The sequence below is a fragment of the Pseudomonas sp. TH34 genome, from assembly GCF_016650865.1.
In the GTDB taxonomy this organism is placed as follows: Bacteria; Pseudomonadota; Gammaproteobacteria; order Pseudomonadales; family Pseudomonadaceae; genus Aquipseudomonas; species Aquipseudomonas yamanorum.
The window spans coordinates 395,793-416,440 of the sequence record NZ_JAEKFB010000033.1; the positions used below are offsets into that span (position 1 = coordinate 395,793).

The 20,648-nt window shown below is 61.6% G+C and carries 17 protein-coding genes; 10 read left to right on the forward strand and 7 right to left on the reverse strand.

The window, feature by feature from the left end:
- The first annotated feature begins 5 nt into the window (after nucleotides 1-5).
- The 4 genes from JFU58_RS27355 to JFU58_RS27370 all read left to right on the forward strand — a co-directional run bounded on the left by JFU58_RS27355 (nucleotide 6) and on the right by JFU58_RS27370 (nucleotide 5,039).
- Entirely contained in the window at nucleotides 6-998 is a 993-nt protein-coding gene (locus JFU58_RS27355) for a serine O-acetyltransferase (RefSeq protein WP_063032377.1), read from the forward strand.
- A gap of 2 nt (nucleotides 999-1,000) precedes the next feature.
- Nucleotides 1,001-1,729, forward strand: a complete 729-nt coding sequence (locus tag JFU58_RS27360; protein ID WP_177027074.1) for an alanyl-tRNA editing protein — start codon at nucleotides 1,001-1,003, stop codon at nucleotides 1,727-1,729.
- Nucleotides 1,730-1,956: 227 nt separating this feature from the next.
- Nucleotides 1,957-3,702: an ABC transporter permease gene (locus tag JFU58_RS27365; protein WP_063032381.1), complete on the forward strand. Its 1,746-nt coding sequence runs from the start codon at nucleotides 1,957-1,959 to the stop codon at nucleotides 3,700-3,702.
- Between the two features lie 14 nt (nucleotides 3,703-3,716).
- Complete coding sequence (locus tag JFU58_RS27370; protein ID WP_076017164.1) at nucleotides 3,717-5,039, forward strand: ABC transporter ATP-binding protein; 1,323 nt, start codon at nucleotides 3,717-3,719, stop codon at nucleotides 5,037-5,039.
- Nucleotides 5,040-5,198: 159 nt separating this feature from the next.
- Here JFU58_RS27370 and prpD read toward each other — a convergent pair whose 3' ends face one another.
- From prpD to JFU58_RS27400, 6 genes are all read right to left on the reverse strand, one after another.
- The gene (prpD, locus tag JFU58_RS27375) at nucleotides 5,199-6,683 is read right to left on the reverse strand and encodes a 2-methylcitrate dehydratase (protein WP_201142814.1); all 1,485 of its coding nucleotides are present in this window, start codon (nucleotides 6,681-6,683) and stop codon (nucleotides 5,199-5,201) included.
- Nucleotides 6,684-6,834: 151 nt separating this feature from the next.
- Nucleotides 6,835-8,025 (reverse strand): 2-methylaconitate cis-trans isomerase PrpF, encoded by a 1,191-nt coding sequence (gene prpF, locus JFU58_RS27380; protein WP_063032385.1) that lies wholly within the window; start codon nucleotides 8,023-8,025, stop codon nucleotides 6,835-6,837.
- A gap of 42 nt (nucleotides 8,026-8,067) precedes the next feature.
- A complete protein-coding gene (acnD, locus tag JFU58_RS27385; RefSeq protein WP_201142815.1) occupies nucleotides 8,068-10,662 on the reverse strand; it encodes a Fe/S-dependent 2-methylisocitrate dehydratase AcnD in 2,595 nt (864 codons plus the stop codon).
- Nucleotides 10,663-10,862: 200 nt separating this feature from the next.
- Entirely contained in the window at nucleotides 10,863-11,990 is a 1,128-nt protein-coding gene (gene prpC, locus JFU58_RS27390) for a bifunctional 2-methylcitrate synthase/citrate synthase (RefSeq protein WP_177027071.1), read from the reverse strand.
- 39 nt (nucleotides 11,991-12,029) lie between these two features.
- The gene (gene prpB / locus JFU58_RS27395; protein WP_003214976.1) at nucleotides 12,030-12,923 is read right to left on the reverse strand and encodes a methylisocitrate lyase; all 894 of its coding nucleotides are present in this window, start codon (nucleotides 12,921-12,923) and stop codon (nucleotides 12,030-12,032) included.
- Entirely contained in the window at nucleotides 12,920-13,633 is a 714-nt protein-coding gene (locus JFU58_RS27400) for a GntR family transcriptional regulator (protein ID WP_026078184.1), read from the reverse strand. The genes prpB and JFU58_RS27400 overlap by 4 nt, the downstream gene beginning before the upstream one ends.
- A gap of 272 nt (nucleotides 13,634-13,905) precedes the next feature.
- On the opposite strand from JFU58_RS27400, the gene rloA reads away from it, so the two are divergent.
- From rloA to JFU58_RS27425, 5 genes are all read left to right on the forward strand, one after another.
- On the forward strand, nucleotides 13,906-14,439 hold the full coding sequence (gene rloA, locus JFU58_RS27405; protein WP_063032391.1) for a retropepsin-like aspartic peptidase RloA: 534 nt from the start codon (nucleotides 13,906-13,908) through the stop codon (nucleotides 14,437-14,439).
- Nucleotides 14,440-14,444: 5 nt separating this feature from the next.
- Nucleotides 14,445-15,977 (forward strand): osmotic stress tolerance membrane protein RloB, encoded by a 1,533-nt coding sequence (gene rloB, locus JFU58_RS27410; RefSeq protein ID WP_201142816.1) that lies wholly within the window; start codon nucleotides 14,445-14,447, stop codon nucleotides 15,975-15,977.
- Nucleotides 15,977-16,963: an alpha-L-glutamate ligase-like protein gene (locus JFU58_RS27415; protein WP_003214969.1), complete on the forward strand. Its 987-nt coding sequence runs from the start codon at nucleotides 15,977-15,979 to the stop codon at nucleotides 16,961-16,963. The genes rloB and JFU58_RS27415 overlap by 1 nt, the downstream gene beginning before the upstream one ends.
- Before the next feature lie 5 nt (nucleotides 16,964-16,968).
- On the forward strand, nucleotides 16,969-18,309 hold the full coding sequence (gene pabB / locus JFU58_RS27420) for an aminodeoxychorismate synthase component I (RefSeq protein WP_177027070.1): 1,341 nt from the start codon (nucleotides 16,969-16,971) through the stop codon (nucleotides 18,307-18,309).
- A gap of 341 nt (nucleotides 18,310-18,650) precedes the next feature.
- The gene (locus tag JFU58_RS27425) at nucleotides 18,651-19,007 is read left to right on the forward strand and encodes a helix-turn-helix domain-containing protein (protein WP_026078186.1); all 357 of its coding nucleotides are present in this window, start codon (nucleotides 18,651-18,653) and stop codon (nucleotides 19,005-19,007) included.
- Nucleotides 19,008-19,123: 116 nt separating this feature from the next.
- On the opposite strand, the gene thrH is transcribed toward JFU58_RS27425, so the two are convergent.
- On the reverse strand, nucleotides 19,124-19,741 hold the full coding sequence (thrH, locus tag JFU58_RS27430; protein WP_063032398.1) for a bifunctional phosphoserine phosphatase/homoserine phosphotransferase ThrH: 618 nt from the start codon (nucleotides 19,739-19,741) through the stop codon (nucleotides 19,124-19,126).
- Between the two features lie 152 nt (nucleotides 19,742-19,893).
- Here thrH and JFU58_RS27435 point away from each other — a divergent pair, with 152 nt between their 5' ends.
- Nucleotides 19,894-20,628 (forward strand): phosphoadenylyl-sulfate reductase, encoded by a 735-nt coding sequence (locus JFU58_RS27435; RefSeq protein WP_003214958.1) that lies wholly within the window; start codon nucleotides 19,894-19,896, stop codon nucleotides 20,626-20,628.
- The last annotated feature ends 20 nt before the right edge of the window (nucleotides 20,629-20,648 follow it).

Here is a 20,648-nt window from a genome sequence, read left to right on the forward strand (position 1 = left end):
CCTCCATGGGGGGCTTTATCGACATGCAACAGCTGCACGATGAGTTGCTCACCCACCTCATCACCACGCTTACGCCTGCGCAGTTGAAGCAGCTGGAGGCGCATCTTGCGCCGCTGATCCAGGCGGCGGCCCAGGCGGTGGCCGAAGACCTGATCGCCTATGCCTGGCGCGACCCGGCGTCCCGTGGGCGCGGTGAGCTGATCCTGGAGTCCTACGCCTCGTTCAAGGCCGTGCTGTACTACCGGCTGGCGCACCTGGTGTGGAATTTCCCGGACACGAACAACGGCGTGTTTTCCACCATCGCCCTGAAGCTGAGTAACCAGGGCAAGATTCTGTCCGGCGCCGAAATTCACCCCGCCGCGCGGATCGGCCGACGCTTTGTGCTGGACCACGGTTACGGCACGGTCATCGGTGAAACCTGCGAAATCGGCAACGACTGCTACATCCTCTGCGGCGTGACCCTTGGCGCCCGGGGCATCGCCAACAACCCGGACGGCAAGCGTCACCCACGGCTGGGCAACAACGTGGAAGTCGGTTCCGGCGCGCGGGTACTCGGTTATGTGTTGATCGGCGACAACGTGTTTATCAGCCCATCCTGCGTGATCACCCAGGACGTGCCGGCCGGCACCAAGGTCAAGGTGGTCAACCAGATCCAGCTCCAGAAAAACGATGAGTCGGACCACAGCAATTACCTCGGCGCGTTTGCCCTCGACGAACGCTTGCATGTGGTAGGCGAGGTCAATGCGAGTCACAAAGTGACGGTGCTGGACGCCGACTTCCATCCCCTGCCCGGCCTGCTGCTGGAGCCGACGGTCAAGGAACGCCATCACCTGCAGTTCCGCCTGCGCCATATCGAGACAACGGCCTACCCGCCGCGCCTGCCGCTGAACCTGAAAGTGACCGGGCCCGAATTTGAAATCACCCTGCTATCTCCCCCTGGTTTGAGCGCGATGGTTCGTCGCCTGCTGCAAGCCAGCCCACTGATCGTCGGAGGTTGAACATGTCTGTGCACACCATGGAAACCCTCGCGCTGTTCGACAGCGCGCCTTACCAGAATGCTTTCAGTGCGCGGGTGATTGCCGTCAGCGAACAGGGGATCGCCCTGGAGCACACGCTGTTCTACCCCACAGGTGGCGGTCAGCCGGGCGACACCGGGCACTTCATCCTGCCCGACGGCAGCCGCGTCGACATCACCGGCACCGTGCGCGACCCGGTGCTGCGCTCAATCATCTGGCACCAGGTAGAACAGTGCCCTGAACAACTGGCCGCCGGAATGCAGGTGGACGCCAGCCTGGACTGGGAGCGGCGCTACCAGCACATGAAAATGCACACCTGCCTGCACCTGCTGTGCTCGATCATCGATGCCCCGGTGACCGGTTGCAGCATCGGTGCCGACAAGGGTCGCCTGGATTTCGACCTGCCGGAAATGACCCTCGACAAAGAGAGCATCACCCGCGACCTCAATGCCTTGATCGAACAGGCTCACGCGGTAAAAACCCTGTCGATGCCCGCCTCGGAGTATTCGACCCTGCTGCAGATCACCCGCACCCAGGCGGTGGCGCCACCGGTGATTCAGGGGTCGGTACGGGTGATCGAGATTGCCGGTATCGACATCCAGCCCTGTGGCGGCACCCATGTGACCAATACCGAGGAAATCGGCCGGGTGTTCTGTGAAAAAATCGAGAAGAAGAGCAAGCACAACCGCCGGGTGATTCTGCGGTTCGAATAGCGGCCGTGCGGCGGCTAGGGTGCCAACGCCCTAGACGCCGTTCGTACAGGAAACTGACAGCAAATTTATGTGCTTGTAACATTCAGAAACGTACAATCCCGCCAGCAACGCCTCGTTGCCCCTGACTCGCGAAAACAGCGCCCTTCCTTCTCGGTGGGTCATTCGTGCAGCAGCTAAGCTCACTCCCATCACGCCCCTGAACCTGAACGCTGCAGGACTGACTGCCTATGAACAGAGTGTTCCGCCACTATATCCCTGCGTCCACGTTGCGCTTGCTGCCCAACCGCTGGGACTTGGTCGCCCTGCCCCTGGTGATCGGCTTTTTACTGTTTTTCTCCATCACTGCCCGGGAAACCTGGGCGCCCATCGCCACCTTGCAAAGTGAAGTCATCTCCCTCGACCCGGCCAACCTGCCGGAGTACGCGATGCGCACCACGATGCGCATGCTGGCGGCGATGGTTGCAGCACTGGTGTTCACGCTGTTGTACGGCACCCTGGCCGCCAAAAGCCGGCGCGCCGAAAAACTGCTGGTGCCCGTGCTCGACATCCTGCAATCGGTACCGGTACTGGGCTACATCTCGTTTACGGTAACGTTCTTCCTGCTGCTGTTCCCCGGGCGCGTGCTCGGCGCGGAGTTCGCCGCAATCTTTGCGATTTTCACCAGCCAGGCCTGGAACATGACGTTCAGCTTTTACCAGTCGCTGCGCATGCTGCCCCACGACCTGGTGGAGGTGTCGACCAACCTGCGACTTTCCGGTTGGCAGCGGTTCTGGAAGCTCGACGTGCCCTTCGCCATGCCGGGGCTGGTGTGGAACATGATGATGAGCATGTCCGGTGGCTGGTTTTTCGTGGTCGCCTCCGAGGCCATTACCGTCGGCGACAAGACCATCACCTTGCCGGGCGTAGGTTCGTACCTGGCCCTGGCGATTGCCCAGAAAGACCTGCACGCCGTGGGTTACGTGATCCTGGCGATGATTGTCGTCATCCTGATGTACGACCAGTTCCTGTTCCGCCCGCTGGTGGCCTGGGCCGATAAATTCCGCATGGAAACCACCGCCTCCCAGGGCGCCGCGCCGCAATCCTGGCTGCTGAACCTGATCCAGCGCACGCGCATCGTCCAGCGCATCCTGCGGCCTGTCACCCGCGCCATCAGCCGCATTGGCAACAAACGCTTCAGCCTGGCGGGCGGTGCACTCAAGGCATTGCCGGCAGAAACACCAAGGGCGTCAAAAGTGATCGACTGGGTGTGGGGCGCACTCATCGCGCTGCTGGCCGCCTATGCGCTGTATCACATCGTGCAGTACGTCGGCACCGAAGTGACCCTCGCCGAAGTCGGCCATGTATTTGTGCTGGGCCTGATCACCCTGTTGCGGGTGGCTGGCCTGATCCTGATCGCCTCGCTGATCTGGGTGCCGCTGGGCGTGATGATCGGCTTGCGCCCGGCCCTGGCGGAAAAAATCCAGCCGCTGGCGCAGTTTCTCGCGGCCTTCCCGGCGAACCTGCTGTTCCCGGTGTTCGTCATCGTGATCCTGCACTACAACCTCAACCCGGATATCTGGCTGAGCCCGCTGATTGTGCTGGGCACCCAGTGGTACATCCTGTTCAACGTGATCGCCGGCGCCAGCGCCTTCCCAAATGACTTCAAGGAAGCCGCCGCCAACTTCCGCATTCGCGGCTGGTTGTGGTGGCGCAAAGTGATGCTGCCGGGGATTTTCCCGTACTACGTCACCGGCGCGATTACCGCCTCGGGCGGTGCCTGGAACGCCAGTATCGTGTCCGAGTACGTGTCCTGGGGCCAGGACAATGTGGTCGCCCACGGGCTGGGCGCCTACATCGCCCAAACCACCGCGGCCGGCGACTTCCCGAAGATCGCTCTGGGCGTGGTGGTGATGTCGATCTTCGTGGTGGCGTTCAACCGTGCTGTGTGGCGGCCGATGTACGCCATGGCTGAAAACAAACTTCGTCTGAATTGATGGGATTCGCTGTGATGACTACCTATACCGAGCATGCCGCCGACACCCCGGAAATCTACTCGTTGAAAAACGTGAACCGGGTGTTCGGCAAAGGTAAAGACGAGCTGCAAGTCCTCAGCGGCGTGGACTTGAGCCTGCATGAGGGCGAGATTGTCGGCATGCTTGGTCGCTCCGGCTCGGGCAAGTCGACCTTGCTGCGCATCATCGCGGGGCTGATCCAGCCGTCGTCGGGCGAAGTACGCTACAACGGCGCGCCACTCACCGGCCCGGCCGAAGGCGTGGCCATGGTGTTCCAGACCTTTGCCCTGTTCCCGTGGCTGACCGTGCTGGAAAACGTCGAGGCCGGCCTGCAAGCCTTGCAGGTCGAGCGCAAGGAGTCCCGCAGGCGCGCCCTTGCGGCCATCGACCTGATCGGCCTGGACGGTTTTGAAAACGCCTACCCCCGTGAACTGTCCGGCGGCATGCGCCAACGCGTGGGGTTCGCCCGCGGGCTGGTGGTGAACCCGACCCTGCTGCTGATGGACGAACCGTTCTCGGCGCTGGACGTGCTCACCGCTGAAACCCTGCGCACCGACCTGCTGGATCTGTGGAGCGGCAAGCAGTTGCCGATAAAATCGATCCTGATCGTGACCCACAACATCGAAGAAGCGGTGTTGATGTGCGACCGCATCCTGGTGCTGTCGTCCAACCCTGGCCGGGTGGTGGCCGAGATCAAGGTACCGTTTGCCCACCCGCGCAACCGCCTGGACCCGACCTTCCGGCAAATGGTCGACGACATCTACGCCCTGATGACCGACCGCCGCAGCGCCGACGCGAGCAGAGGCTTGCCTGAGCTGAAAATGGGCAGCCTGTTGCCGGAAGTCTCCACCAACCTGATGGCCGGCTTGATCGAAACCCTGGCCGCCGAGCCCTACAACGGCCATGCCGGCCTGCCGACCGTGGCCGAACGGCGCTTGCTGGAAGTCGATGATCTGTTCCCGGTGGCGGAGATGCTTGAGCATTTGGGCTTCGCCGAACTCAAGGGTGCCGACATCACCCTCACCGACGCCGGCAAACTGTTCGCCGACTACGGCACCCAGGAGCGTAAAACCCTGTTTGCCGAACACTTGATCCGCCACGTGCCATTGGCCGCGCGCATTCACCAGGTGTTGCTTGAACGCAGCGGCCATCGGGCACCCCGGGTGCGCTTCGAGCAGGAACTGGAAGACTCGATGACGGAAGCTTTTGTGGAGAAAACCCTGGAAAGCGTGGTGGCGTGGGGACGGTATGCGGAGATTTTCTCCTATGACGACCATACCGAGACGTTCAGCCTGGATGATGTGGAAGGCAGCATGTAACGGCGTGATCTCGACACATTGATCGTTCCCACGCTCTGCGTGGGAATGCCGCCAGGGACGCTCCGCGTTCCACTGCTGGCGCAAGGCTTGAGTCCTGCGCAATGGTGACGCGGAGCGTCACAGGATGCATTCCCACGCAGAGCGCGGGAACGATCATTTTTAGATGACGAACAGGTCGACAAACCGGTTTACCGGAGTGGCCTCAAGCCGTGCCTGATCCTTGCACAGCGCAAAAATCTCGGCACTGCGCTGCGCGGTAAACCGGGTCGCCAGGTTGGCCTTGAACTTGTCTTCCAGCAACGGAATGCCATCCACCCGACGACGACGGTGGCCAATCGGGTATTCCACGGCCACCTGTTCGGTGCTGGACCCATCCTTGAAGAACACCTGCACCGCATTGGCGATGGAGCGCTTGTCGGCCTCCAGGTATTCGCGGCTATAGCGCGGGTCTTCGACGATGACCATCTTCTCCCGCAGCTCATCAATGATCGGATGGGCCGCGTGGAACTCATCCTCGTATTGCTCGGCCACCAGGTTGCCAAACGCCAGCGGGACGGCGGTCATGTATTGCAGGCAATGGTCGCGGTCAGCCGCATTGGCCAGTGGCCCGACCTTGGAAATGATCCGGATCGCCGACTCGTGGGTGGTGATGACAATCCTGTCGATCTCATGCAGGCGAGTCTTCACGTGCGGGTACAAGGTGACCGCCGCTTCACAGGCGGTTTGCGCGTGGAACTCGGCAGGAAAGCTGATCTTGAACAGCACGTTCTCCATCACATAGGTGCCGTAGGGCTGGGACAGGCTGAAGGCGCGCTTGTCTTCGGGCTTGAGCGCCAGGTCCTTGTTGGTGTGGCTGAACAGCACGTCATAAAAGCCCCACTGCGGCGCGCTCAGGACACCGGGAATACCCATCTCGCCACGCATGGCGATGTCGGCCAGCCGTACCCCGCGACTCGACGCATCCCCCGCTGCCCACGACTTGCGCGAACCGGCGTTCGGCGCATGGCGATAAGTGCGCAACGCCTGGCCATCGACAAACACCTGGGACAGTGCCGACAGCAGTTGCTCACGGTTGGCGCCCATCAGTTTGGCGGTGACGGCAGTGGAGGCGACTTTCACCAGCAACACATGGTCAAGGCCGACGCGGTTGAAGGAGTTTTCCAGGGCGATCACGCCCTGGATTTCGTGGGCCATGATCATCGCCTCCAGCACGGCCCGCACGGTCAGCGGCGCATCGCCATTGGCCACGCGTTTTTGCGAGAGGTGATCGGCGACCGCGAGGATACCGCCGAGGTTATCCGAGGGATGACCCCATTCGGCGGCGAGCCAGGTGTCGTTGTAGTCGAGCCAGCGCACGATGCAGCCGATGTCCCACGCGGCCTTGACCGGGTCCAGGCGGAACGAGGTGCCCGGCACCCGTGCGCCGAACGGCACCACCGTGCCTTCCACAATCGGCCCCAGGTGCTTGGTGCACTCCGGGAAACGCAGGGCCAGCAGGCCGCAACCGAGGGTGTCCATCAGGCAGTTGCGGGCGGTGTCGAGGGCATCGCGGGATTCGATCCTGAAATTCAGGACATAGTCGGCGATGTCCTGCAGGACCTGGTCGTAGTCGGGGCGGTTGTTCTGGTCGACGTTGGCGCTCATGGCAGTACTCCAAAATGGGTTAGGTGCGGTCCATCCTCAGGGTCAGGGTTGAAGTTTTATAAAAGGCAGGTCTTGGTGCCTGCCTGTGATCGTTCCCACGCTCTGCGTGGGAATGCCGCCTTGGACGCTCCGCGTCCCGCACGGCGCAAGGTTAGAAAGCGTCGCCGGGTACGCGCACGAACCCTTCCATCAACACCCGCGCACTGCGGCTCATGATGGCTTTTTTCACGACCCACTCACCGTTGACCTGGCTGGCCTCGGCGCCTACCCGCAGCGTCCCGGACGGATGCCCGAACCGCACGGCATTGCGTTCCACACCGCCCGCCGCCAGATTCACCAGCGTGCCGGAAATCGCTGCCGCCGTGCCAATCGCCACCGCCGCCGTCCCCATCATTGCGTGGTGCAACTTGCCCATGGACAGCGCCCGTACCAGCAGGTCCACATCGCCCGCCTTGATCGCCTTGCCGCTGGATGCCACGTAATCCGCAGGCCGCGCCACAAACGCTACCTTCGGCGTGTGCTGGCGCTGAGCCGCTTCGTCCAGGTGCTTGATCAAGCCCATGCGCAACGCACCGTGGGCGCGGACGGTTTCAAACATCGCCAGCGCTTTGGGGTCTCCATTGATCGCGCCCTGCAGCTCGGTGCCGGTGTAGCCCAGGTCCTGGGCGTTGATGAAGATGGTGGGAATCCCGGCATTGATCAGCGTCGCCTTGAACGTGCCGACACCCGGCACTTCCAGGTCATCCACCAGGTTGCCGGTAGGGAACATCGAGCCACCGCCGCCCTCTTCTTCCGCCGCCGGGTCCATGAATTCCAGCTGCACTTCGGCGGCCGGGAAGGTCACGCCGTCGAGTTCAAAGTCGCCGGTTTCCTGCACCGCACCGTCAGTGATCGGCACGTGGGCGATAATGGTCTTGCCGATATTCGCCTGCCACACCCGCACCACGGCCACGCCGTTATGCGGAATGCGCGCGGCATCTACCAGGCCGGCGCTGATAGCGAACGAACCCACCGCCGCCGACAGGTTGCCGCAGTTGCCGCTCCAGTCCACGAACGGTTTGTCGATGGACACCTGCCCGAACAGGTAGTCCACGTCGTGATCGGCGCGGGTACTTTTGGCGAGGATCACGGTTTTGCTGGTGCTGGACGTCGCGCCGCCCATGCCGTCGATCTGCTTGTCGTACGGGTCGGGGCTGCCGATCACCCGCAACAACAACGCATCTCGCGCCGTGCCTGGCACCTGGGCGGATTCGGGCAAATCCTTGAGATTGAAAAACACACCCTTGCTGGTACCGCCACGCATGTAGGTGGCGGGAATCTTGATCTGCGGTACGTGTGCCATGGTGATCCTCATGGGCCGGGGCACAAACCCCGGCCACAGTTGTCAGGCGGTAACAGCCGATTCCAGGAAGTCCTGGGCAAAGCGTTGCAACACGCCGCCCGCCTCGTAGATCGACACCTCTTCAGCCGTGTCCAGGCGGCAGGTCACCGGCACCTCGACACGCTCGCCATTCTTGCGGTTGATCAACAACGTCAGCTGCGCACGCGGGGTGCGTTCGCCGATCACGTCGTAGGTTTCGGTGCCGTCGATCTTCAGGGTCTTGCGGTCGGTGCCCGGCAGGAACTCCAGCGGCAACACGCCCATGCCCACCAGGTTGGTGCGGTGGATACGCTCGAAACCTTCGGCGGCAATCGCTTCCACACCCGCCAGACGGACGCCCTTGGCCGCCCAGTCCCGGGATGAACCCTGGCCGTAGTCGGCGCCGGCAATGATGATCAGCGGCTGCTTGCGCTCCATGTAGGTTTCGATGGCTTCCCACATGCGCGTGACCTTGCCTTCCGGCTCCAGGCGCGCCAGCGAACCCTGCTTGACCTTGCCGTCTTCAACCACCATTTCATTGAACAGTTTCGGGTTGGCGAAGGTGGCGCGCTGCGCGGTCAAGTGGTCGCCGCGGTGGGTCGCGTAGGAGTTGAAGTCGACTTCCGGCAGGCCCATTTTCGCCAGGTATTCACCGGCGGCGCTGTCGAGCATGATCGCGTTGGACGGCGACAGGTGATCGGTGGTGATGTTGTCCGGCAGCACCGCCAGTGGACGCATGCCTTTGAGCGGACGTGCGCCGGCCAGGGCGCCTTCCCAGTACGGCGGACGGCGGATATAGGTGCTCTGCGGGCGCCAGTCGTACAGCGGCGTGACTTTCGGGCCGGTGTCCTCGTGGATCGCGAACATCGGGATGTAGACCTGGCGGAACTGCTCCGGCTTGACCGACGCCTTGACCACTGCGTCGATTTCTTCGTCGCTCGGCCAGATGTCCTTCAGGCGGATTTCCTTGCCGTTGGCATCCAGGCCCAGCACGTCTTTTTCGATGTCGAAACGGATGGTGCCGGCAATCGCATAGGCCACCACCAGCGGCGGCGACGCGAGGAACGCTTGCTTGGCGTACGGGTGGATACGGCCATCGAAGTTGCGGTTACCCGACAGCACGGCGGTGGCGTACAGGTCGCGGTCGATGATCTCTTGCTGGATCACCGGGTCGAGTGCGCCGGACATGCCGTTGCAGGTGGTGCAGGCAAACGCCACGACACCAAAACCCAACTGCTCCAGCTCGGTGGTCAGCCCGGCTTCGTCGAGGTACATCGCCACGGTTTTCGAACCCGGCGCCAGGGACGACTTGACCCACGGCTTGCGGGCCAGCCCGAGCTTGTTGGCATTGCGCGCCAGCAGGCCGGCGGCAATCACGTTGCGCGGGTTGCTGGTGTTGGTGCAACTGGTGATGGCCGCGATGATCACTGCGCCGTCGGGCATTTGCCCCGGCACGTCATCCCACTGGCCAGAGATACCCTTGGCCGCCAGGTCGCTGGTGGCGACGCGGGCGTGGGGGTTACTCGGGCCGGCCATGTTGCGCACTACGCTGGACAAATCGAAGCTCAGGCCACGCTCGTATTGCGCGCCCTTGAGGTCGTCCGCCCACAGGCCGGTGTGGCGAGCGTATTGCTCCACCAGGGTGACTTGTTCGTCTTCACGGCCGGTGAGCTTGAGGTAGGCGATGGTCTGCTGGTCGATATAGAACATCGCCGCCGTGGCGCCGTATTCCGGGGCCATATTGGAGATGGTGGCGCGGTCGCCCAGGGTCAGCGCGGAGGCGCCTTCACCGAAGAACTCGAGCCAGGCACCCACGACCTTTTGCTTGCGCAGGAACTCGGTCAGCGCCAGCACCATATCGGTGGCGGTGATGCCCGGTTGCAGCTTGCCCGTCAGCTCCACGCCGACACTTTCCGGCAGGCGCATCCACGAGGCACGTCCGAGCATCACGCTCTCCGCTTCGAGGCCACCAACACCGATGGCGATCACGCCCAGCGCGTCTACGTGAGGGGTGTGACTGTCGGTGCCGACGCAGGTATCGGGGAAGGCCACGCCGTCACGCACCTGAATCACTGGGGACATTTTCTCCAGGTTGATCTGGTGCATGATGCCGTTGCCCGGCGGGATCACGTCGACGTTCTTGAAGGCCTTTTTGGTCCACTCGATAAAGTGGAAACGGTCTTCGTTGCGGCGGTCTTCGATGGCGCGGTTTTTCTCGAACGCCTCCGGGTCAGAACCACCGGCTTCGACGGCCAGGGAATGGTCGACGATCAGTTGGGTCGGCACCACCGGGTTGACCTGGGCCGGGTCACCGCCTTGCAGGGCAATGGCATCGCGCAGGCCGGCAAGGTCCACCAGGGCGGTCTGGCCGAGGATGTCGTGGCACACCACGCGGGCCGGGAACCACGGGAAATCGAGGTCGCGTTTGCGCTCGATCAGTTGGCTCAGGGATGCGTTGAGGGTCGCTGGGTCACAGCGACGCACCAGGTTTTCCGCGAGTACGCGGGAGGTGTACGGCAGTGTGGCGTAGGCGCCGGGGGTGATTGCATCGACCGCCGCGCGGGCGTCGTAGAAGTCGAGGCGGCTGCCGGGGAGCGGTTTGCGGTGTTCAGTGTTCATCGTCAGGACTCGGTCACGGTAGTTGCAAAAGGAAGAACCGTTGCTGATCCAGTGTGAAACACGGTCTAAATGTGGGAGCGGGCTTGCTCGCGAAGGCGGTGTGACAGTCGCCATGTGTGTTGAATGACACACCGCCTTCGCGAGCAAGCCCGCTCCCACATTTTGATCCGGTTTCACCCCGAGATCAGCGGCTTCTCCACTCAGCGACGTTCGATTGGCACGAACTTGCGCTGCTCAACGCCGATGTACTCGGCGCTCGGACGGATGATGCGGTTGTTGGCACGCTGTTCAAATACATGCGCGGCCCATCCTGTAAGCCGCGAGCAGACGAAAATCGGGGTGAACAGCTTGGTCGGGATGCCCATGAAGTGGTACGCCGAGGCATGGTAGAAGTCGGCGTTGGGGAACAGTTTCTTCTGCTCCCACATGGTTTTGTCGATGGCTTCGGAAACCGGGAACAACACGGTGTCGCCCACCTCGTCCGCGAGTTTTTTCGACCAGCCCTTGATCACCTCGTTACGCGGGTCGCTGTCTTTATAGATCGCGTGGCCGAAGCCCATGATCTTGTCCTTGCGCGCCAGCATGCCGAGGGTGCCTTCCACTGCTTCCTGGGCGGAAGAGAAACGCTCGATCATCTCCATCGCGGCTTCGTTGGCGCCGCCGTGCAGCGGGCCGCGCAGGGAGCCGATGGCGGCGGTGACGCAGGAATACAGGTCCGACAGGGTCGACGCACACACGCGGGCGGTGAACGTCGAGGCGTTGAATTCGTGCTCGGCGTAGAGGATCAACGAGACGTTCATCACCTTGATGTGCAAGTCGCTGGGCTTCTTGTCGTGCAGCAGGTGCAGGAAGTGCCCACCGATGGACGGCTCGTCGGTCACGCAGTTGATGCGCTGGCCGTCGTGGCTGAAGCGGTACCAGTAGCACATGATCGCCGGGAACGCGGCCAGCAGGCGGTCGGTCACGTCGCGCTGCACGGAGAAGTCCTTCTCCGGCTCGATGTTGCCCAGGAACGAGCAACCGGTGCGCATCACGTCCATCGGATGGGCATCGGCGGGGATGCGCTCCAGCACTTCTTTCAGCGCCTGGGGCAGGTCGCGCAACTTGCCGAGCTTGGCGGTGTAGGCGGCCAGTTCGGCTTTGGTCGGCAGTTCGCCGTAGAGCAGCAGGTAGGCGACTTCTTCAAACTGCGCGTCGGCGGCGAGTTCGCGCACGTCGTAGCCACGGTAGGTCAAGCCGGCACCGGCCTGGCCCACGGTGGACAGTGCGGTTTGCCCGGCAACCTGGCCACGCAGGCCAGCGCCACTGAGTACTTTTGCTTCGGCCATGGTTATCTCCAATCTTGTAGTTATTAGTGAGCGCTCGCGTTACTTCTTGGCGGCGAACAGCGCGTCGAGCTTCTGCTCGAAGGTGTGGTAGTCGATGCGATCGTAAAGCTCCATGCGGGTTTGCATGGTGTCGATCACGTTCTGCTGGGTGCCGTCGCGACGGATCGCGGTGTAGACGTTCTCGGCCGCCTTGTTCATGGCGCGGAAGGCCGAGAGCGGGTACAGGACGATGGAAACATCCGCAGATTTCAGTTGATCGACTGTGTAGAGAGGCGTTGCACCGAATTCGGTGATGTTGGCCAGGATCGGCGCTTTCACGCGGGAGGCGAACAGTTTGTACATCTCAAGCTCAGTGATGGCCTCCGGGAACACCATGTCGGCGCCGGCCTCGATGCAGGCGGCGGCACGTTCCAGGGCGGATTCCAGACCTTCCACCGCCAGTGCGTCGGTGCGGGCCATGATCACGAAACTGTCATCGGTGCGCGCATCCACGGCGGCCTTGATGCGGTCGACCATTTCCTGCTGGGATACGATTTCTTTATTCGGGCGATGGCCGCAACGCTTGGCGCCCACCTGGTCTTCAATATGGATCGCCGCCGCGCCGAACTTGATCATCGACTTGACGGTGCGCGCGACGTTGAACGCCGAGGAGCCAAAACCGGTGTCCACGTCCACCAACAGCGGCAGGTCGCACACGTCGGTGATGCGGCGCACGTCGGTCAGCACGTCATCCAGGCCGGTGATGCCCAGGTCCGGCACGCCGAGGGAGCCGGCAGCCACCCCGCCACCCGACAGGTAGATCGCCTTGAAACCGGCACGCTTGGCCAGCAGCGCGTGGTTGGCGTTGATCGCGCCGACCACCTGCAATGGGTGCTCGCTGGCCACGGCGTCACGGAAACGTTGGCCTGGAGTAGTGTTGTTATTGGAACTCATGACTCACCTCGTGATTGGGGAGCGCCGTCCGGGAAGTGACGGGCAATGTTGCGTTTGGAAGCGCCGATATGGCGGCGCATCAACAACTCGGCCAGTTCACCGTCGCGATCGGCAATCGCGTCAAGAATGCGGTGATGCTCGGCAAAGGCCTGGCGTGGACGATTGGGGGTGGCGGAGAACTGGATGCGGTACATGCGCACCAACTGATACAGCTCGCCGCACAACATTTGGGTCAGGGTGCGGTTACCGGCGCCTTGAATTATCCGGTAATGAAAATCGAAGTCGCCCTCCTGCTGGTAGTAGCCGACACCGGCCTGGAAGGCCGCGTCGCGTTCGTGGGTGTGCAGCACCTGGCGCAACTCTTCGATCTCGGCGTCGGTCATGCGCTCGGCGGCCAGGCGACAGGCCATGCCTTCCAGGGATTCGCGGATTTCGTAGAGTTCGATCAGCTCTTCATGGCTCAAGGACACTACTCGCGCGCCCACATGGGGGATGCGCACCAGCAGGCGCTGGCCTTCCAGGCGGTGGATCGCCTCACGCAGCGGGCCGCGGCTGATGCCATAGGTGCGCGCCAGTTCCGGCTCGGAGATCTTGCTGCCGGGGGCGATCTCGCCCTTGACGATGGCGGCCTGGATACGCCGGAAGACGTTCTCCGACATGGTCTGGGAATCGTCTGACGCTATCACTGGGGTTTCCAGTTGATCCAGCATATTGTCGACACCTTTAAAAGCGATGCCGCAAAAACTAGCCAATCAGCCCCTAATAGTCAAAGAATAAATACATATTGTCGACAATCGTCTAATAACCCGCCTTGCACCCTATCAGGGCATGGCCGGCTGCCAGCGCTGGCGCAAGAAAACCTTCATGTTAGAATGCCGGCCACTTTTGCCTCACATCTCTGGATGAAAAGGCGCACGAGGGAGCTTGCGCAGCAATGCCAGTCGCCTTGAATTGAACATCGCACTGCACCGCGTCAGGATTTATGAGACTCAAGCCCTTCCCCCTTTTGCTTCTACTGCTTATGCCGGGCCTTGGCGTTGCTGCCGAGAAGACCGTGTATGGGCTCAATGAATACGCCAAGTTGGCCGGCATTGACCTGGAAGTGGCCGCCAAACTCGACACCGGCGCCAAGACCGCTTCCTTGAGCGCCCGCGACATCAAGCGTTTCAAGCGCAACGGTGAATCCTGGGTGCGTTTCTACCTGGCCATCGACACCGCACATTCCCACCCCATCGAGCGTCCCCTGGCCCGCGTGAGCAAGATCAAGCGCCGCGCCGGTGACTACGACCCCGATGAAGACAAGAACTACACCGCCCGTCCAGTGATTGCCCTGGACATCTGCATGGGCACCGCTTTACGCAGTATCGAAGTGAACTTGACTGACCGCAGCGCCTTCCAATACCCGCTGCTGATAGGCTCCGAAGCGCTGAAACGCTTTGATGCGCTGGTCGACCCCAGTCTTAAATACGCGGCGGGCAAACCTGCCTGCGCCACCGACGCTCATACCGCTGAGTAATTTGAATGCGCTCTCTTAATCTGCACCTGAAAATCCTGATCGCCGTTTTGGTGGTATTGGGCATTTCGGTCACCGCCTATCAGATTTTCGTGCTGGGGATTCCCGTCACCGAGGACGCCACCGACGACCTGTGGAACATCGACGCCAAGGTCGAGTTCGTCGCCAGTGCCAAGGACCCGGTGAAAATCCAGATGTTCGTGCCGCCCCTGAGCCGCGACTTCGTCAGCCTGAACGAAAGCTTCATCTCGAATAACTATGGCGTCAGCGTCAATCGCCTCGACGGGAACCGCAAGGTCACCTGGTCGGCCCGCCGGGCCAAGGGCAACCAGACCCTCTACTACCGCCTGGTACTGACCAAGCGCTACAGCGGTGAAAAGGTCAAGATCAAGGGCCCGACCTTCCGCGACAGCATCGCCGTCGAAGGCCCGGAAAAGATTGCCGCCGAAGCCCTGCTGGCGCCGATTCGCCAGCACTCGGCCGACGTCGAGACCTTCATCAGCGAAGCCATCAAGCGCACCAACAACCTCAGTGACGACAACGTGAAGCTGCTGCTGGCAGGCGACCCGTCGACGCCGCACAAGGCCAAGATCGTCGAGCTGCTGCTGTCCATCGCCCACGTGCCGGTGGAAAAGGTGCACACCATCCGCCTGGTGGCCGACCAGCCGCAAACCCCGGAACTCTGGCTGCGCAGCTTCAATGGCAATGACTGGCTGTACTTCAACCCCGATACCGGCGAACAAGGCCTGCCGGCTGACCGCCTGCAGTGGTGGACCGGCGATGAAAACCTGATCACCGTCGATGGCGGCAAAAAGGCCATGGTGACCTTCAGCCTCAATAACAGCGAAATGAACGCGATTCGCCTGGCTAAGCTGACGGACGAAAACACCGACGCCAACTTCCTCGAATACTCGCTGTACGGCCTGCCGCTGCAAACCCAGCAGACCTTCATGATCATGGTGATGATCCCGATTGGCGTGCTGGTGATCCTGATCCTGCGCAACCTGATCGGCCTGCAGACCCTCGGCACGTTCACGCCCGTGCTGATTGCCCTGGCGTTCCGCGAGACGCAGCTGGGCTTCGGGATTGTGCTGTTCACCATTATTACGGCACTGGGGCTATCGCTTCGGTCTTACCTGGAACACTTGAAGCTGCAGATGCTGCCGAGGCTCTCGGTGGTGCTGACCTTCGTGGTGGTGCTGATCGCGGCCATCAGCCTGTTCAGCCACAAGCTGGGCCTGGAGCGCGGGCTGTCGGTGGCGCTGTTCCCGATGGTGATCCTGACCATGACCATCGAACGCCTGTCGATCACCTGGGAAGAACGCGGTGGCGGCCATGCGATGAAAGTCGCGATCGGTACGCTGTTCGCCGCATCCCTGGCCCACATCATCATGAGCGTGCCGGAGCTGATCTACTTCGTATTCACCTTCCCGGCGATCCTGTTGATCCTGGTGGGTTTCATGCTGGCCATGGGTCGTTATCGCGGTTACCGCCTCACCGAACTGGTACGTTTCAAGGCCTTCCTCAAGGCTGACTCGTAATGTTCGGCTTCTGGAAGACCTGGAAGGCCCTGGAAGCGCGGGGGATCATGGGCATCAATCGGCGTAATGCCGACTACGTGCTCAAGTACAACAAGCGCAGCCTGTATCCGATCGTGGATGACAAGATCATCACCAAGGAACGGGCCATGGCCGCCGGCATCCATGTACCGGAAATGTACGGGGTCATTTCCACCGAGAAGGAAATCGACAAGCTCGACGAGATCATCGGCGGGCGCAGCGACTTCGTGATCAAACCCGCCCAGGGTGCCGGCGGTGACGGCATCCTGGTGATCGCCGACCGTTTTGAAGGGCGCTATCGCACCGTCTCCGGCAAGATCATCAGCCATGAAGAGATCGAGCATCAGATTTCCAGCATCCTCACCGGCCTGTATTCCCTCGGTGGCCACCGTGACCGGGCGCTGATCGAATACCGGGTGGTGCCCGACCAGATTTTCAAAAGCATCAGCTACGAAGGCGTGCCGGACATCCGCATCATTGTGCTGATGGGCTATCCGGTAATGGCCATGCTGCGCTTGCCCACCCGCCAGTCCGGCGGCAAGGCCAACCTGCACCAGGGCGCGATTGGCGTCGGTGTCGACCTGGCCACCGGCCTGACCCTGCGCGGCACCTGGCTGAACAACATCATTACCAAGCACCCGGACACCACCAACGCGGTGGACGGCGTGCAACTGCCCAACTGGGACGGTTTCATGAAGCTCGCCGCCGGCTGCTACGAGCTGTGCGGTTTGGGTTACATCGGCGTGGACATGGTGCTGGACCAGGAGAAAGGTCCGCTGATCCTGGAGCTTAACGCTCGCCCGGGGCTGAACATCCAGATCGCCAACGACTGCGGCCTGACCTTGCGCACCCATGCGGTGGAGGCTCGACTGGAAGAGCTGAAGGCCGCAGGCGTGACGGAAACGCCGGAAGAGCGGGTGAAGTTTGTGCAGGAGATGTTTGGGCATATTCCGGCGGTCGAGGGATAAACCCAGTGACCTGCTCCGTACACCCGCTGCCCTACCGGGCCAACCCTGCCGAATACTTTGCAGCGATCCGCCATGCCCCCGGCGCGGTGCTGCTGGACAGCGGCCGACCGGCTGCCGAGCGTGGTCGGTATGACCTGCTGAGCGCCTGGCCAGAGACGACACTGGCGGTACTGCCGGACGAAAGCGGCAGCGATTTTCTGCAACGCTTGCGGGAAAACCTGACGTTGCTGGGTGAAGCCACGATTCCTGCGCCCTACGATCTGCCGTTTGCCGGTGGCCTGATCGGTTACCTGAGCTATGACTTCGGTCGCCATCTTGAACAACTGCCGCACCTGGCCGTGGACGACCTGCACCTGCCGGATGCGCGGTTCGGCCTTTACGCCTGGGCCTTGATCAGCGATCACCAGGCGCAGACCAGCCAACTGGTGTTCCATCCCAAACTGGCGGAAAGCGAACGGCAACGCCTGATCACCTTGTTTGGCCAGCCGGTCATCAGTGTATCGGCGGCCTTCAAGCTGCAAGGCCCAATGGCCCCGGACGTGACAGCCGACACCTACAAACACGCCCTCGCCCGCATCCAGGACTACATCCAGGCCGGTGACTGCTACCAGGTCAACTTTGCCCAACGCTTCCGCGCCCCGTGCGTCGGCGATCCGTGGGTGGCCTACTGCGCCTTGCGCGAAGCCTGCCCGACGCCGTTTTCCGGGTTCCAGAGCCTGCCGGATTATGGCGCGGTATTGAGTTTATCGCCGGAGCGCTTCGTCAAAATCAGCCAGCGCCAGGTGGAAACTCGCCCGATCAAAGGCACCCGGCCACGAGGTGCAACGCCTGCGGAAGATGCGGCCAACGCCGCTGAATTGCTGGCCAGCCCCAAGGATCGTGCCGAGAACCTGATGATCGTCGACCTGCTGCGCAACGACTTGGGCCGCACCTGCCGTACCGGCTCGGTGAAAGTGCCAGAGCTGTTCAGCCTCGAAAGCTATCCGAATGTGCATCACCTGGTCAGCAGCGTCACCGGTGAACTGGCAGACGACAAAGACGCCCTCGACCTGATCGCCGGCAGCTTCCCCGGCGGCTCGATCACCGGCGCACCGAAGATCCGCGCGATGCAGATCATCGACGAACTGGAGCCGACCCGACGCGGCTTGTATTGCGGTTCGTTGTTATACCTGGACGTGCGCGGCGAGATGGACAGCTCCATCGCGATCCGCAGCCTGCTGGTCAAGGATGGGCAGGTGTGCTGCTGGGGCGGCGGCGGGATTGTCGCTGACTCGGAGTGGCAGGCGGAGTACCAGGAGTCGATGACCAAGGTGCGGGTGTTGTTACAAACCTTGGAAAGCCTGTAGCACGCAGCCCCTCCCTGGCTCTGCGACGAGGAGCCAAGCAGCAGAAAAGACCTGAATCAGTACCGAAGTGGACGGAGCTGAAGTCGGACGATAGCGTCCGGCTTCAACCGTCCACCAGCCGTCTGTGAAGGATCACATGAAACGACTGCCTACTTGTCAGGAAAGATTTCCGAGATTGCATCTGCCCTTAACCACACCTATTATCTCCCAAATTGGGAGGTTGCAGGAATGCGGATAATCGCTCTGTCTGCCTTGCGAATATTCTGGGAAAGCCAACCCGGTTACAGGGATGCCAAAACGCCGCTGGTCGAGCTGTATCGCCATAATGCGGAGACCGTGTGATGAACATCAAACCTATTCATTCCCAGGAAGACCTGACGGCTGCGCTCGCGCGCGTCGAGCAGCTTTGGGAAGCGGAAATCGGCTCGCCTGAGGGTGACGAGCTGGAAATTCTCGCGATACTTATCGAAAAGTACGAAGCAGAGCATTACCCAATGCCGCCTTCGGATCCCGTAGAAGCAATTAAATTTCGAATGGAGCAACTAGGCCTGACCGCCCGTGACCTGGAGCCTTTCATAGGTCCGAGCGGGCGGGTTTCTGAAGTGCTGAACCACAAGCGCAAGCTGAGCTTGTCCATGATTAAACGCCTGCATGAAGGCTTGCGCATTCCTTATGAGAGTTTGCTGGCAGGGGTCTAGGCGGTGGAGTGGCCACACCGGCCCCATCGCGGGCAAGCCCGGCTCCCACACGGGAGCGCGGTCAACATGTGGGAGCTGGCTTGCCTGCGATGAAGGCGTCAGCCACGCCAAATAACTTACAGGCTCAACGAACGATTCGACGCCTTGATGAACTCCTTCTTCAAATCCTCAAACGTATGCACCGCCGGGAACTGCGGAAACTCGCGAATCACGTTCTCCGGCGCGTGGAACAGAATCCCGCGATCCGCCTCACCGAGCATGGTGGTGTCGTTGTAGGAATCACCGGCGGCAATCACTCGGTAGTACAAGGTCTTGAAGGCCAGCACCGACTGACGCTTGGGATCTTTCTGACGCAGTTGGTAGCTCACCACCCGGTCGTTCTCGTCGGTGATCAACCGGTGGCACAGCAAGGTCGGGAAGCCCAGTTGACGCATCAGCGGCTGGGAGAACTCATAGAATGTGTCCGACAGGATCACCACCTGGAAGCGCTCGCGCAGCCAGTTGACGAACTCGATGGCGCCGTCCAGGGGCTTGAGGGTGGCGATCACTTCCTGGATGTCCGAGAGCTTCAGCCCGTGTTCATCAAGAATGCGCAGGCGCTGTTTCATCAGCACGTCGTAGTCGGGAATGTCCCGGGTGGTGGCCCGCAAGGATTCAATACCGGTTTTTTCGGCGAAGGCGATCCAGATTTCCGGGACCAGTACGCCTTCCAGGTCGAGACAGGCAATTTCCACAAGACACTCCCATTTAAAGTTATTGAGTTGAGCGAGCAAAAGGACTGCCGAACTCTAGCGATTCACGCTGGCCGCCGCAACGCAGGCGGGATTTTGTTACCATCGCCCTCCTATAGAGCGCTCAGCGCCACTGACCTGTAGGAACCGTCCTGATGAACCAAGCCTTCGACGTCGCTGAACTCGCCGCGACTTATGCCAACAAATCCGCCCAGGACATTCTCAAGCTGGCTTTCAGCCAGTTTGGCGACGACCTGTGGATCTCTTTCAGCGGTGCCGAGGACGTGGTGCTGGTCGACATGGCCTGGAAGCTGAACAAGAACGTCAAGGTGTTCAGCCTCGACACCGGCCGCCTGCACCCGGAGACCTACCGGTTTATCGAGCAGGTGCGTGAGTTCTACAAGATCGACATCGAGCTGATCTCGCCAGACCAGAGCAAGCTGGAACCCTTCGTCAAGGAAAAGGGCCTGTTCAGTTTCTATAAGGACGGCCATGGCGAGTGCTGTGGCGTGCGCAAGATCGAACCGCTGCGCCGCAAGCTTTCCGGCGTAAGCGCCTGGGCCACCGGCCAGCGCCGCGACCAGAGCCCGGGCACCCGCAGCCAGGTGGCCGCGCTGGAAATCGATACGGCCTTCTCCACCCCGGAACGCACCCTGTACAAGTTCAACCCGCTGGCGCAGATGACCAGTGAGGAAGTATGGGGTTACATCCGCATGCTGGAGCTGCCGTACAACAGCCTGCACGAGCGCGGTTTTATCAGCATCGGTTGTGAGCCCTGCACCCGCCCGGTACTGCCGAACCAGCACGAACGCGAAGGCCGTTGGTGGTGGGAAGAAGCAACCCAGAAAGAATGCGGGTTGCACGCCGGGAACATCATCAGCAAGGCGTAACACTTGGGCCGAAAAACCTG